Origin of the sequence: Klebsiella sp. PL-2018 (assembly GCF_019048985.1) — a bacterium.
Classification (GTDB): Bacteria; Pseudomonadota; Gammaproteobacteria; order Enterobacterales; family Enterobacteriaceae; genus Klebsiella; species Klebsiella michiganensis.
Genome location: NZ_CP077673.1, coordinates 652,840 through 666,158 on the forward strand (window position 1 = coordinate 652,840; position 13,319 = coordinate 666,158).

Below are 13,319 nucleotides of genomic sequence, written 5' to 3' on the forward strand. Positions count from 1 at the left end.
TTTGTATGAGTAACAAAAAAATCAAACCAAGAATTTATCATAAAACTGATCTAGGTAAAATTTTTCTTGGTGATTCATTGGATGTCATGAGTACATTACCAGATAGTAGTGTCGATCTAATCATGACGAGTCCTCCTTTTGGATTGGTAAGAAAAAAAGAATATGGAAATGTTCATTCTGATGATTATCTTGACTGGTTCAAGAGTTTTGCTATCCAATTCAAACGAATCTTAAAAGATAGCGGAAGTCTCGTGATAGATATCGGTGGTGCGTGGAATCAAGGACAGCCAACGAGAAGCCTTTATCATTTTAAATTGCTAATTATGTTATGCGAAGAGTTCGGATTCAATCTTGCACAAGAGTTTTATTGGTGGAATCCTTCAAAATTGCCTACTCCTGCTGAATGGGTTACAGTTAGAAGAATAAGAGTTAAAGATGCAATAAATACTGTATGGTGGTTATCAAAATCCCCTTGGCCAAAGGCGAGTAATCGTAAGGTATTGCAGCCATATAGCCCAAGTATGAGGACATTATTAGAGAAAGGATACAAAGCTAAGAAAAGACCTAGTGGGCATGACATAAGTGAAAAATTTAGTATCGATAATGGTGCAGCAATACCACCAAATCTTCTGGCTATACCCAATACAGAAAGTAATAGCTCTTATTTACGGTATTGTCAAGATGAAGGTATAAAGTCACATCCTGCACGTTATCCATCTGATTTACCTGAGTATTTTATCAGAATGTTAACTGATGCCGGTGATACCGTTATTGATCCATTTGGCGGTAGTTGCATGACTGGTGAAGTATCGGAACGTTTAGGCCGAAACTGGATATGCTGTGAAATGGTGGAAGAATATCTACAAGGCGCAGTAGGCCGCTTCAAATCGGTAATCACAACTGAAAGACCGAATATTGATGAAGATTCATCTTATTATCGAGTTCCTCGTCCCGGATTATATTGGGGGCAAGAAGAAGAAAAATTAGATGAGGATGGTGGGAAAAAAAGAAAACCCAAATCCGAGAATCAAAATAATTAAAATAGATAGGGTTTTTTGACCCTTTTTATTAATGTTAGAAGCATCTCCGCGAAAATGAACGGTTAATATAATAAAGAAAGGGCCTTTCGGCCCTTTCGTTTTCCCTTAAAGGGAACTCTCCATTGGAGAGAATACTTATCCCCATACGTGGGGCAACTCAATCAGCCCATTGAGCTGTAAACACCTCCCCATATGTGGGGCAATCAGACACTTCGTTGAAGTGAATATTCACAAGGAACACTTATTAAATACGATATTAAATATCAATTGTCAAATTTATTTCTCTAAAACTTTCAGATTTAAAAACAATATATAATTATATAGCACAACTATGAACAACACACTACAACATAAAATGCATTGTCCATAGTGGTCCGTATAGTATTTAACGCAACTCTTTGTCTTCGTACACTGGCAATGAGTCAATAGCAGCAATTTTCTTTAGTTGAGCTAAATAATCCGGATTATTATCTACCAACCAATTTAATACAGAATAATTAGAAAGTAGTTTTTTTATGTGTCCAATAATCACGGCTAACTTTAAATTATTTGTTCCATATATATTCTCGAGTTGTTTAGTCTCTATTTCCATAGCAGCCATTTCTCGTTCCATTCTGGCAAAATTTTTTGCTATGTCTTGTTGCTTTAGTTTCGAATCTTTAGGATTTATTAGCATATCATCGGGAGTGTAATGTAATAATGATAGAGCAAATTTACGACTAAAATTGTTTATACTCATCATCGTAGATACCGCCTCCAGCTGTCTTTCTGGTTTCATTTTACGTAAAATAGCGAATATGGCTTGAGGAACATGTTGATTTGCTAATAAAGCGGTAGTTTCCGGACTAATCCCATCAAGTAATCTAAACTTTGCCCTGAGAGTATCTACTGATATATTCAGAGATTGACTAATTTTTTCCGCTGAAACACCAGCATCCACAGCCTGTAATATCATACGATATTCCTGAATAACTGGTAATCGATTGACATACTTGTTATAGCTGTAAGATTCTTCATCCTCAGAAATCAAACAAGGTACAGTGGATAGTCCTATATCCTTTGATGCTTCAACTCTTAAATGACCATCAAGTATTATCTTTTCTGACAAATTATTAATATAAATAACTATGGGTTCTATGATACCAACTGTTTTCACCGTGGAAAGGATCTGATGATATTTTACGCTTGATTTCACATTTATAGGCAACTCTTTCCCATATAGCAGATCAGAAACATTAATAATAAAACACTTATTACCGAAGTTAGGTTTATTCATTTTCAAGACCTCGTTCTGGGTCAACATTATCCAGAATAAATGCAGGCACAGAATTCAGGCTCTCAACAGATAGAAGTTCTGAAAACTCTCTATTCCTCAATAAATTAACCATTATCTCTTTAACAACCATTAGGCTAGATATTGTAAACTCAGATCTTGTATGAATAATTTTATGCCTTTTGACATTTTCTTGATAAAGTTCTTTTAACTCATCAGAAGTAATCCGCTTCTTTTTTACCCCCTGAACAAAAGAATTATTATCACTTCCCTTACCTGATGTTTCTCTCTGAGATAAGATCCTTTTAATTGCACCTATCTGCTTTGAGTTAAGTTCACCAGAATTAAATCCTTCTAAAAGAAGGTGTTGTATATCAACTCCTTTAGCTCTTGATATTTCTACCGCTATATATATCGGGATTCTGCCAGACTCAACAGCAGAAAGTAATTTATCTTCGCCATTTTCTTTTAGTGATACAATAGAAGCTACCCAATTTTTAGAACGGCCAATTTTATTAGCAATCTCTAACTCAGAAAAACCTTTATTCTTTAATTCTATAATGCTGTTGAGAAGCTCCGTCGAACGTGGTTTTCTTCGAGCAATATTTTCTGCCAGACTCATGATATGACCATCTTCATGATCAACTGACTTTATTATTGCTGGGATTTGTTTTTCACCTAATATTTCATAAGCCTCAATCCGTCCTTGCCCACAAATTAAATCGTACACATACGTCTTACAGGTTGAGTCAGATAACCTAACCGTAATAGGTTTTTTTAGCCCTATGTTTTTTATACTTTCAACAAGTTCATCGTGAATAGATTTGCTTCTTGAACGTGGATTAACGATTCTGATCTCTGAGATATCTATAAGCTTTATTTCTTCATATTCATTCATCAGTGGATTCCTTTTAAAAAACATCACGTTTAAGGATTTGCAAAAAAGGTATCAAGTCATCATATCGATAAAACTCTAACTGGTAAGGATTTAACTCTTCAAAAACAAACTGATTATCTAATAACTCTATTGAAGGGAATATATAGTAATCTTTGGTGTTCACGTTTTGACTATCAAGTCTAACAACGATACAAATATCATAGCTAAACTTTCGCTCAAACCGGATTCTCCAGCGCTTTCTCGTGTTATTCATGAAACAACGGGAGATAACTACAGACATTTTAACTTCATCATTAATAGTAAAGTATTTAGACTCCTCATCATAATCAACATAACAGCCTTGTTCTGTAATATCAAAAATGAGTTTTTCAACTAAACTATGGTACTTTTCTCTTAGCAAGGAATTAATTCGCAAATAGTCATAATCGTGCTTTGGTTTATAGTCAATTAATTTATAAGCCTGTAATAGACCACCAAAACGTTTCCTATAAACAGATGAGGATGGTGTATCATCATCTTCATCTATAATTATGCCGGATAGTTTCCCTTTTGTTTTAAAAAGCTCGGAGAGTTTACCAAGTAAATCATCATTACTAAGATGAATACTTCTATTACTAATAATAGTCTGAGCTTGTAAAAATAACTCAGGAGAAATAATAGCTTCAAAAGCATTTTCACATCTTATCCATTCATGCTGTGGGTTGTGGATAAGACGCTGCTTTAAACGAGAAGATGTTCGGTTATAGACATTATGACCAATATACTTTTCGTTAGTTAAAATCTCGTGGATCTTTCCTTTGGTCCATTTAGTGCCATGCTCTGCAGTAATCCCTCTTCTATTCAACTCAGAGGCAATAACCCTCTCTGGCTTAAAGTTATTCACGAATTGATTGTATATCCATCTAACCGTTATGACTTCATCTTCCGGCCCTAATACTAAAATTATTCGATCAGTCTGGATGCTTTTCCACTCTCTATATTTAAGTATCCCTTTATGTTTATGGTTTTCATCTATCAACATTCTTCGTAAACCATATCCAGCAGGCCCGCCTTGGTGATATCCACGACCAGCCAGATTAGCTTGTCCAAGAAAGACTTTTTGTGATAAATCCCGACTTAAAGAAGAAGCTTTTTTTCGATCTATGAATAATTGAAAATCAGCATAATCACTATTACCTTCGATGGTAGGGTTTGCACAATATATGATGCCAACACCATGCATTTGAAGTTGATGGGTATAATATCCAAATTGATCTATACTCTGAAATCGCCCAAAACGGCTTATGTCATAAACTAAAACTGCTTTAATATTTATTTTCCCTTCAACCACATCATCTATTAACTGTTGAAATGCCTGTCTTCGGTTTGCCGTAACCCCACTTTTTCCAGAGTCATCATATGTATGAATGATATTCATCTTATGTTCTGACGCAAATTTACTTATGAATTGAGATTGATTGAATATTGAATACTGCTGATGGTCTGTAGACATTCTCAAATATTGAGCAACATTGACTTCATCCATAACATCCACCTCACCTCAATGAAAAAGATTATGGTTTCATGGAAAAGTCAAATTTCAAAAAACCTTCCTCCACAATACCTTAACGAAAATTCACTTAAGCTAAACTACACTATAAAGCACATAGATTTTCTTGAGCACGATCTCAAAAACGAACACTATTTGAACAATCACCTCTGTAGTTCTAAATACCCAACTTTCGCCGAACACGGAAAAAACCTTCATTATCATGATGTTAGATTTTTTAATCGTTATTCCTGTCTACCAACCATATCCTCAAGAAACCTTTTACCGCGTAATTTCAGCCTTGCCTTATCCTCAGCACCAACATTTTGAAAATGTATTAATATACCCAACACAAACTCCTTATCGACGTCTTCTACTTTACAGCCAAAAGCTTTAGCTACTTCTGCCCCAAGGATTATCTTCAGGCGTGTCTCAGCACTCTTGGACAAAGATTTCTCTTTGGTTTTGAGACGATTCAAACGCATCTGCGCTGATGCTATTTTTTGCTTAATTGTTTTTTCTGTTCTTGGCTTTCTGTTTGTATCATCCGTACTCATAATTACTTATCCTTTTAGTTTTTAAAAACATCAAATACAATTGAAAAAGGAAACGGTCAAACCACATGAGTAAATCGAACATTTTACTTTGAATTAAACTACGCAGCACGAGATGATTGTTCCTGACAATCAGTAGTTAAACAGGCTTGCCTGTTAATGATGGGATTTATCCCGAAAAAATGGTGTTTTGGTTTTAAAATTGATAAATCAGTAAGTTCAAAATAAAATTATGCAACACATATGCGAGCAACCATAACTTAAAATACCTGATACTCTCCGCGTTACTTATTTTATCAAATCAATGAAAACAATTTCATCTCTTGTTTTTTGACTCTGATTTCTGGTCTTAACCTGTGAATTGTGCAACACGCAAAAGCATCTGTTATTTTCACTGTTTTATCTACATTCCGCTTTCCCGCCTTCCGGCGGGAGGGAAAATACTACTTATGCCCTTACGGGCGTTACCTAAAACCAAAATATTAAGTCTTACCATCCTACCTCAGCCGTTCATCCGATTTCTGCTCAGTTAATTTCACAGACATTAAAACTAGCGTTATTATTTAGCTATAGAAAAACTTAATACATTGTCGTTATTTTTAGCTCCTTTAGGAGATATAAAAATAAAGCAATGCCCACCTATACACTCACTTCGTGAGCGTGTGGGGTCTACCGACGGTTGCCTGCCGCAGGCTAAAAGCAAAACCAAGGTCAACGTCAACACCAGAGTTTTTCTTACGAAAAACTAAAACCAGCATAGTCGCATTGGGGATTTATATTTTGGTTTGATATTTAAATTTATATTGAGGTTGTTTTTATTGTATGGCTATTTTTCATCTTGATTTTAAAATTGTGAAACGAAGTGAGGGCAGATCTTCCGTTGCGAAGGCTGCTTATCATGCTCGCTGCAGAATCACAGATGAAAGAACAGGTGATACCTATGATTATAGCCGCCGTAATGATATATACGGACATTTCATATTAGCACCAGTTAATGCTCCTCAACATATCGTAAAAGACTCGACAGCATTATGGAATGAAGTTGAAAGAGTTGAGCGCCAGAACAACGGTCAGACAGCCCGTTATTTCGATGTTGCTATTCCCACCGAGTTAAATAATGACGACAAGAAAAAACTTGTTCTTGATTATTGTCAAAAAAATTTCGTTGATAAAGGCATGATTGCCGATATCGCTTTTCATGATCTCGATAGCGACAACCCACATGCTCACGTTATGTTGACGTTAAAAACCATAGGCCCGGAAGGTTTTGGTAAAAAAGAAAGAAGCTGGAACGACAGAAAAATGTCTGTGTTGTGGCGTGAATCATGGGCATCTATGGCTAACAGCTACCTTGCTTCTGCTGGTTCATCAGAACGAATTGACCATCGTTCTCTCCAAGCCCAGCACGAGGAAGCGTTAGAAAAAGCAACAGTAGCTTTAGATAATGAAGAAAAAGCGTTATGGCTTGCTAAAGCGGCTGAAACAAACCGTCCTGCAATGAAACGTATACATAGTGCTAAATGGCGTAGTAGAGCAGCTCAAGAGCAAAGAGCTGTAGAACAAGCTGTTCGTGATGCTGCGAAGCAAGAAGCCGTTGAAGTCTACAAAACATTCAGTGAACTTGATCTTGAAATCGTCGTTGACGTCAGAAGCTTTACGATTACACATCTTGCCGAACCAGAAGAGGTCGTATTACCTGTGTCCCATACCGGCTCATCGAACTCAGCAGAACAGAAACCTGTTCTGGTCGCTCCGGCTCCTCCTACAAGAGCCAAAGGAGTTAAATCTTACCGTGATAAAACAAAAATCAGTAAAGTTGTTGCTGCTAAGAAACCATCTGTCAGTATTTCTGATATTGAAACAAATACTATCTTGAAAACTTCTTCTTCTAAAACCCAAAACAGGGCATCCAGAAGTGCCCCTGAACGTATTAAAAGAAAACAGGCTATTCCGCGTCAGGATAATATTTTTAAACGTTTCACTGCCCTTTTAGTTGATTTTATCAGAGATAAATTCATATGGGCTAAAAAAGAAAAAACTAAAGTTGATATTATCAGTGAGGAACATGATAAACGTATTGCTGAAAACTATGTCTTTGATGAAGTATTAGGTCATCATATTCCACGCATTGAATATGAGAATAAAGCCAAGTTTAACCAAGATGACTATAAGCCAACGTCTGATGAGATCAGCCGTTTCCCAAACCGCCCTAAGAACGAACAGCCGGAAAGCGATCATCGCATGGATCTCATACCACATGCCAGCAAAGATAAAGCCCCACGTATGAGGCCACCGGGATATAGAAAATAAAAGGCCAGATTTAGATAAGATAATGCCAATTAATTTCAATAAGAAACTTCAAAGCCGATTTTCATCGGCTTTATTAAGTAATGTAAATATATTTTACCAATCTTCTCTTTCTTTTTTCTCAAGAGCATCCCGATAACGCTTTTGCTCAAGAATGCTTAGATTGGGATCAGATAGAACACTCCGCCCCTTCACAGCAATATCGTAGTCAATTTGAGATTGTGTTTCATATTCTTTGTTCGGCTTAAAATAATCTGATTGTGGTGCAGATGATGATTCCGAAGAACCAGAATACGTTTTACGTCCAGCGCAACCGAGATAAGCCAGTAGACAGGCAAACAGAAAGAAGGATGTCCATACTGTGTTATAGCCGTTAATCGTATATCCACTTCCATTCACATCTGAAAACACGCCATGAAACCTGACAGCATAGACAATCAGGAATGATGAGAGTATAACAGCCCGACTTTTCCCAACAGTCAAATGCTTACGCACGATTTTTACCGTTGGTACTAGCGTGACCGCAAACAGCACTATTGCAGCTAACACCAGCCATACTGGAAACAGCCCGTAGTTTTGCGTGATATTTTGCGATAGCGTCACAAGGGACAGCACTAAGAAAGCGTTAAGAAGAAACAGTCTGGCTACCATCGATACCTTCACGTTCTTTTGAGTCTTACGGAGAAACAGCACCGGAGCCAATGATGGTATGTTCATCAGCAGACCGATGATAAGCACCCAATAGATAGAGTTCATAGCTTTTCCTGTAATTACCTTGTGGCCCAGCCGTTATTGGTTTTCACCAGAATAATTTTTGCTTCTTCTGATTCTGACACTCCTTTCACGCTTGAGAAAGCATCTTTATCAACCCAGCTTGGAATATCTGAGAGTTTCCATGTATATGATACCCGTGTTACTTTTTGACCACCAGCGTCGCTGGGTTCAGTCCACTCTTTTATTTCATCCACTGTTCTAGTACCTACGCAAGCCCCATGCTCCTTATCCCAAAATTTCGCTTTAGCTCCTTTATCTGTTGCTGATAAGGCTGCAACACGGGTAAACCCTTGTTGTTCGAATTCAATATCGATTAAGCCCGATTTTTTAAGTCCTTCCAAGATAGGGCTCACATCATTTCCTCGAACATTAACTCTGACGAATACTCCGGGTTCGCTGAAGCTTTCATAAGCATCACTGTTATTTTCTTTTGTATTAAAAGAATAACAAACAGGCTCCTTACTGATTTCTTTATTTATCGTTTTCTCAAAATCTCCCTTATCTCCACAACCGACAAGCAAAATAGCCCCCACGGCTACTAACGATATTTTATGCATTTTATTAACCCTGAATTAATGATTGATAGTGCCATTTCTCAAAACAACAAGACGAACTGGCATATCGGCGTTGTTGACGGTAGCGAACCCACGGACTTCGAAGTTGTTGACTGTTCCAGTGACAGTGACTTTCTGGCCTTTCTTGTAAGTCAGAACCGCATCATCAAGGCCAGAATAGTAATCAATCCAGACCATACCACCACAATAGCTTGTATCGGCTGTTTTGAATAGCAGGTAATAGTTAGGGGTTGACATGGGCATTCCCGTCATCATATCGCTGGCACTTCTGCCCTTCGTAACTTCCAGAACCGTGGCATTGGTGATAGCGATCCTTTTGCCTGTCCATTTCTTTTCTGCTGCCATTGCATTTTCTTCATAGTCTTTGCAGACAGCACCAAGGCCAGATACAGACGATACCGGGCCAAGGCTTTGAGTGGTGGCAGTTCCCCCCAGCGCTTTACCTACTGAAGACAACGAAGAACTGATTGCGCCATTAACTGTATTTACGCCATCGTTGAGATGCTGGCAGCCAGAAAGAAACACCAGAGAGACCGCCAGTGGTAAGAAGTTATGTCCTTTCATTTATTCCTCAAGGATTTAGTCAGATTCGTATACCCCAATCCCGGCGCTCTCACCGACAGATCAGGAGTTATCGTCTAATCAATTGATAGAATTGAATTATTTTTGGTGTTCGTCACATCGTTTAAATCGATCGATACAAAACAAATGATAGTCGCAAGCTATCATAAACAATATATCGATCGATTAAATCAATTAAAAGACCGATCGATAAATCCTTTTTAATCGCTGATATCTATCAATGTCAACTTATCGATCGATTTTACAGATCATTTTGCTTGAGTATGCTGGCACTGGCGACTATGCTGGGCTGAGATAAAGCAGTAAAACAGCGAGGAATGAGCATGGAAAACAACAACGAGCGAAGCTCTATGGAAATCTTCGAAAAAGATCAAAAAATCGCTTTTGTTGACTCGTTCAGCGATGCTGCTTTGTCTTACGAATACGAACAGGCGGGCTTCACCATTAATTTAATGCAACGCTCGGTTCTTCTCTTTAACCATAATATAAAGAAAAACGTAATGTCTTCGACATTGCGTAAAAATATGAACAGCACATTTATATATCCATATAGCAACATCAGGGAAATCAACTACTCGCTGCCTGATTGCAGATCCGATGATGCCGAGATCTGTATTATGACTGATGATGAACTAAATCCAGTCTGGACGTTCAGGGTTCCATCTCACGCACATTATATTTGCGAGAAATGGATGGAAGTATTTAATAACCGTATTTTCTTTTACCCATAAACAAAGTATTAAACAAAAGGAAAATAAATATCTGACTAATGATTCTAATTAATAGAATTATTTGCTTTTTAGTGAATTAATGTTTAATTATATACACATAGAATAATTGATATCGAGGTATATTTATGTCTGGAAAAAATCCGTTTTGGAATTATGATTATAATGCGGCACAACGTAATAGAGAAATTGTAGACTCTTACCAACAGGCAAATGAGGCAAGGCTGGATTCTCAACAGTCGCAGTTTGAAGCGTCTATGGCTAATGACAGGGTTAGTAGAATACAGATGCAGTTGAATAACACAATCAATAGCCATAAGAAGGTTGTCGCTGATTACGAGCAACGTCTGGAAGGGTTTAGGCTTAACTTCTTCAAAATAATGATGCAGTCGAATATTTTCTACAGAACGATAAACAGATTGCAAGAAGAATGGCCTGACCAAAAAGACCATATTCTTGATGAAATTCAACGGCAGCGAGACTACTGTAATCATCCAGAATATCGCGAAAAATGGTGGGACGCCGTATCTAAAAACAATATAGGTGAAAGTGTTTTGGCGTTTCCTTACCCGCAACGCGAGCTAAAAAAGAAACCATAAAAAGAGCTTTGGCTTCTTCATGATTTATAATCATTTCCTATAAGATACTATTCGTTGTGTCTCCTATAGACACGTCTAAATATTAATCATCCATTTTGTGGAATACTCACCATGACAGCTATTTTGCATCCAAATTATGTTGTTGTATCAAAGCTAATATCTAAGTTTGACATTACACATGACAGTAGAGATGAAAATATTAATATCTTGATTTCTGTCATTTATGACTTGGATAACGGCAATACAATCGAATACTACATTAATAATCAGGAAGAGGCTGAGAAAAAATGCATTGAGAACAACAGATTTTCAAGAAAATTTAAAAATCGCATTGATAATATATCATCTGAAGAAACCCGCTCGGCTAAAGATAATCACAAACTCAAATAAAAAATTTGAAATCAGGATGGAACTAATGTCTATACCATATAATGTATTGATTTTGTGCACAGGAACGATTAAAACTATGATGTTATTGCTTGTATTCTTTACCACAAACATTAGGGAAATCGCATGTCTGATGCTTTAAAGATCATCAACAATATTCGTACTCTCCGTTCTCAGGCTCGTGAACTGACACTCGAAACCTTGGAAGAGATGTTAGAAAAACTCACTATCGTTGTAGAAGAACGTCGTGAAGAAGAGGCCTCATTTCTAAAGCAGCAGGAAGAGAAACAGGCCAAGCTGGAAGCATTCCGTCAGAAGTTGTTGGAAGATGGCATAGACCCGGCAGAGTTGCTTTCAACTGTTAACTCATCTTCTTGCAAGACCGGAGCGAAACGCGCCCCACGTCCAGCTAAGTATAAATACATCGATACCGATGGTTCTGAAAAGACATGGACAGGTCAGGGCCGAACTCCTCGTGCTATCGCTGCTGCGCTCGAAGCCGGTAAGGCACTGGAAGATTTCGAGATCAAATAATCTTCATACCAAGTCTACCAAATCCGCTGGCCCAGCGCTGGCGGTTTTTTTAATGACTTCAATTATTTTGTTGCCTGAGTCGCTCTTGTCGCATTTGTTTTTAAATTATTCAGCATTTGCTTATCAACAGGTTGTAGTTGTTGTCCTAACAGAGCCGCAAGCAAAATATTTGTGTCTTCTGTTCTTTCGATTTGAAGCATTTGTAATCTTAAATCAAGTGCCTGCATTCTTGCCTGCTCATGCGCAGTTTCTTTTTCATCAGCACTACTGATTTTTACCTGCCAAGCGTCAGCACCTGTTGTATCTGCATAGCGTGAATAGATCTCATATCTTAACATTTCCCACTCTGAAGGATTATCCGGGAATGTTGTGCCGGGAAATAGAGTTGCATACTTGTTTTTTACGGAAGTATCTGACCAAGCAAGGTTTGCTCCCTGCGTAGAACCTAATGTGGATCCTATTTTGGCTCCTCTTGAGTTCACTGATACATTACTTGCTTTTTTCATTGCCAGTACGGAATCAATGGCGTTTGTTCCAGCAGTGCTTCTGGAGACAAAGCTCGAAAAGGCCGATAAATATTCTCGTCCTTCAGTTGTATCTTCTAATCCCTTGTTCTTTAATGGTTCAACTGGTAAGTTCCCTATCAGATTTCTTTTTGCCGCTTCAGCTACTTCAATCTGCTCAACAGAATAGGACTGATTCGAAACCTTATTAGACAATGCTTCGGATTTAGATAATGGTGGTGTAATTAGGCTTGATGCCGACTTATCTTTATCAGGATACTGACCTATAGTATTGCACCCACCTCTGTTATATTTCACATCATCTTCGGAGCAAACACTTATTGATACTCTGCCCATGATGTTTTTCTTGGCCTCATTTATTCCGGTATTTGCTTGTGTAAACATCTTAACGCTGTTTTCAGATAAAGCCTCTTTCGCTGAGCTTGTATTCGATCCTGCTGCACCACGACCACCTGCGCTCGTGACTTCTTCACAGGCATTGGCATCAGGTATCCTGTTTAAGATATTTTTCATGCGCTGTTCTTGGATTGCCTGACTGGCATTACTGACAACAGCATTCTTCTGGTTCTCATTTGCTGTTATTGTTGCTTGTGCCAGCTTGTCGTTCATTGAAACTAATGTTTCAATTATTCCATTGCCCATAGATTGAGGTGAAGCCCCCATAAGATACGGTGTCAAAATCTCTTCTGTGACGGGCCAGACAGCAAAAGCTGTATTTGTATATAACACAGAAAAACACAAAGCCGAAACCACTGTTATTCTCTTTAATTTAAATTTATTGTTTCTCATTACAATACTCCCGTTAACTTATTACCTAATTTATAATTTAACTAATTAAATGTAAGCTGTCAATTTTAACAGAAACATTTATTTAGCATCTGCCTTGAAAAGTAATATAACAGAGGACATATAAAACAAACGGAGTGAATATCATAAATGCAGCGATATTTTTATATATTTTTGCCTATAAAAAATATTTTATAGGAGAATAAAATCTTACATGAGAAATGCCCATA

General features: G+C 37.6%; 14 protein-coding genes. 6 read left to right on the forward strand and 8 right to left on the reverse strand.

The genetic code is table 11. The annotated features are described in order from the left end of the window. The first annotated feature begins 5 nt into the window (after positions 1–5). Complete coding sequence (locus MKleb_RS03060) at positions 6–1,040, forward strand: DNA-methyltransferase (protein WP_175341513.1); 1,035 nt, start codon at positions 6–8, stop codon at positions 1,038–1,040. Between the two features lie 385 nt (positions 1,041–1,425). On the opposite strand, the gene MKleb_RS03065 is transcribed toward MKleb_RS03060, so the two are convergent. The 4 genes from MKleb_RS03065 to MKleb_RS03080 all read right to left on the reverse strand — a co-directional run bounded on the left by MKleb_RS03065 (position 1,426) and on the right by MKleb_RS03080 (position 5,296). Continuing rightward, positions 1,426–2,316 (reverse strand): plasmid partitioning protein RepB C-terminal domain-containing protein, encoded by an 891-nt coding sequence (locus MKleb_RS03065; protein WP_217076443.1) that lies wholly within the window; start codon positions 2,314–2,316, stop codon positions 1,426–1,428. Then, positions 2,309–3,211, reverse strand: a complete 903-nt coding sequence (locus MKleb_RS03070) for a ParB/RepB/Spo0J family partition protein (protein WP_217076444.1) — start codon at positions 3,209–3,211, stop codon at positions 2,309–2,311. The genes MKleb_RS03065 and MKleb_RS03070 overlap by 8 nt, the downstream gene beginning before the upstream one ends. 13 nt (positions 3,212–3,224) lie before the next feature. Further along, the gene (locus tag MKleb_RS03075) at positions 3,225–4,736 is read right to left on the reverse strand and encodes a recombinase family protein (RefSeq protein ID WP_217076445.1); all 1,512 of its coding nucleotides are present in this window, start codon (positions 4,734–4,736) and stop codon (positions 3,225–3,227) included. 248 nt (positions 4,737–4,984) lie between these two features. Then, the gene (locus MKleb_RS03080; protein ID WP_217076446.1) at positions 4,985–5,296 is read right to left on the reverse strand and encodes a conjugal transfer protein TraD; all 312 of its coding nucleotides are present in this window, start codon (positions 5,294–5,296) and stop codon (positions 4,985–4,987) included. 819 nt (positions 5,297–6,115) lie between these two features. Between MKleb_RS03080 and mobQ the strand changes: the two genes are divergently transcribed. Continuing rightward, complete coding sequence (mobQ, locus tag MKleb_RS03085) at positions 6,116–7,603, forward strand: MobQ family relaxase (RefSeq protein ID WP_217076447.1); 1,488 nt, start codon at positions 6,116–6,118, stop codon at positions 7,601–7,603. A gap of 93 nt (positions 7,604–7,696) precedes the next feature. Here the strand turns inward: mobQ and MKleb_RS03090 are convergent, their stop codons facing one another. Genes MKleb_RS03090 through MKleb_RS03100 form a run of 3 tightly spaced genes read right to left on the reverse strand, consistent with a single transcriptional unit; the run spans position 7,697 to position 9,513 of the window. Further along, positions 7,697–8,356 (reverse strand): hypothetical protein, encoded by a 660-nt coding sequence (locus MKleb_RS03090; RefSeq protein ID WP_217076449.1) that lies wholly within the window; start codon positions 8,354–8,356, stop codon positions 7,697–7,699. 14 nt (positions 8,357–8,370) lie between these two features. After that, a complete protein-coding gene (locus MKleb_RS03095) occupies positions 8,371–8,931 on the reverse strand; it encodes a hypothetical protein (protein ID WP_049110045.1) in 561 nt (186 codons plus the stop codon). 15 nt (positions 8,932–8,946) lie between these two features. Continuing rightward, entirely contained in the window at positions 8,947–9,513 is a 567-nt protein-coding gene (locus MKleb_RS03100) for a hypothetical protein (protein ID WP_217076452.1), read from the reverse strand. 341 nt (positions 9,514–9,854) lie between these two features. On the opposite strand from MKleb_RS03100, the gene MKleb_RS03105 reads away from it, so the two are divergent. The 4 genes from MKleb_RS03105 (at position 9,855) to MKleb_RS03120 (ending at position 11,779) form a co-directional block, all read left to right on the forward strand. Beyond that, entirely contained in the window at positions 9,855–10,262 is a 408-nt protein-coding gene (locus MKleb_RS03105) for a hypothetical protein (RefSeq protein ID WP_217076454.1), read from the forward strand. A gap of 125 nt (positions 10,263–10,387) precedes the next feature. Beyond that, positions 10,388–10,858: a hypothetical protein gene (locus tag MKleb_RS03110; RefSeq protein ID WP_187259171.1), complete on the forward strand. Its 471-nt coding sequence runs from the start codon at positions 10,388–10,390 to the stop codon at positions 10,856–10,858. 111 nt (positions 10,859–10,969) lie between these two features. Then, positions 10,970–11,248: a hypothetical protein gene (locus tag MKleb_RS29830; RefSeq protein WP_228740774.1), complete on the forward strand. Its 279-nt coding sequence runs from the start codon at positions 10,970–10,972 to the stop codon at positions 11,246–11,248. Between the two features lie 123 nt (positions 11,249–11,371). Beyond that, a complete protein-coding gene (locus MKleb_RS03120) occupies positions 11,372–11,779 on the forward strand; it encodes an H-NS family histone-like protein (RefSeq protein ID WP_217076456.1) in 408 nt (135 codons plus the stop codon). Positions 11,780–11,841: 62 nt separating this feature from the next. On the opposite strand, the gene MKleb_RS03125 is transcribed toward MKleb_RS03120, so the two are convergent. Then, a complete protein-coding gene (locus tag MKleb_RS03125; protein WP_049271439.1) occupies positions 11,842–13,092 on the reverse strand; it encodes a hypothetical protein in 1,251 nt (416 codons plus the stop codon). Positions 13,093–13,319: the final 227 nt, after the last annotated feature.

What these genes read in the sequence shown, in the direction of transcription:
- MKleb_RS03075 (WP_217076445.1), bottom strand. Translation starts at nt 4,736, where the DNA reads ATGGATGAAGTCAATGTTGCTCAATATTTGAGAATGTCTACAGACCAT.
- MKleb_RS03125 (WP_049271439.1), bottom strand. Translation starts at nt 13,092, where the DNA reads ATGAGAAACAATAAATTTAAATTAAAGAGAATAACAGTGGTTTCGGCT.
- MKleb_RS03090 (WP_217076449.1), bottom strand. Translation starts at nt 8,356, where the DNA reads ATGAACTCTATCTATTGGGTGCTTATCATCGGTCTGCTGATGAACATA.
- MKleb_RS03060 (WP_175341513.1), top strand. Translation starts at nt 6, where the DNA reads ATGAGTAACAAAAAAATCAAACCAAGAATTTATCATAAAACTGATCTA.
- MKleb_RS03100 (WP_217076452.1), bottom strand. Translation starts at nt 9,513, where the DNA reads ATGAAAGGACATAACTTCTTACCACTGGCGGTCTCTCTGGTGTTTCTT.
- MKleb_RS03105 (WP_217076454.1), top strand. Translation starts at nt 9,855, where the DNA reads ATGGAAAACAACAACGAGCGAAGCTCTATGGAAATCTTCGAAAAAGAT.
- MKleb_RS03070 (WP_217076444.1), bottom strand. Translation starts at nt 3,211, where the DNA reads ATGAATGAATATGAAGAAATAAAGCTTATAGATATCTCAGAGATCAGA.
- MKleb_RS03080 (WP_217076446.1), bottom strand. Translation starts at nt 5,296, where the DNA reads ATGAGTACGGATGATACAAACAGAAAGCCAAGAACAGAAAAAACAATT.
- MKleb_RS03065 (WP_217076443.1), bottom strand. Translation starts at nt 2,316, where the DNA reads ATGAATAAACCTAACTTCGGTAATAAGTGTTTTATTATTAATGTTTCT.
- MKleb_RS03120 (WP_217076456.1), top strand. Translation starts at nt 11,372, where the DNA reads ATGTCTGATGCTTTAAAGATCATCAACAATATTCGTACTCTCCGTTCT.
- MKleb_RS03110 (WP_187259171.1), top strand. Translation starts at nt 10,388, where the DNA reads ATGTCTGGAAAAAATCCGTTTTGGAATTATGATTATAATGCGGCACAA.
- mobQ (WP_217076447.1), top strand. Translation starts at nt 6,116, where the DNA reads ATGGCTATTTTTCATCTTGATTTTAAAATTGTGAAACGAAGTGAGGGC.
- MKleb_RS29830 (WP_228740774.1), top strand. Translation starts at nt 10,970, where the DNA reads ATGACAGCTATTTTGCATCCAAATTATGTTGTTGTATCAAAGCTAATA.
- MKleb_RS03095 (WP_049110045.1), bottom strand. Translation starts at nt 8,931, where the DNA reads ATGCATAAAATATCGTTAGTAGCCGTGGGGGCTATTTTGCTTGTCGGT.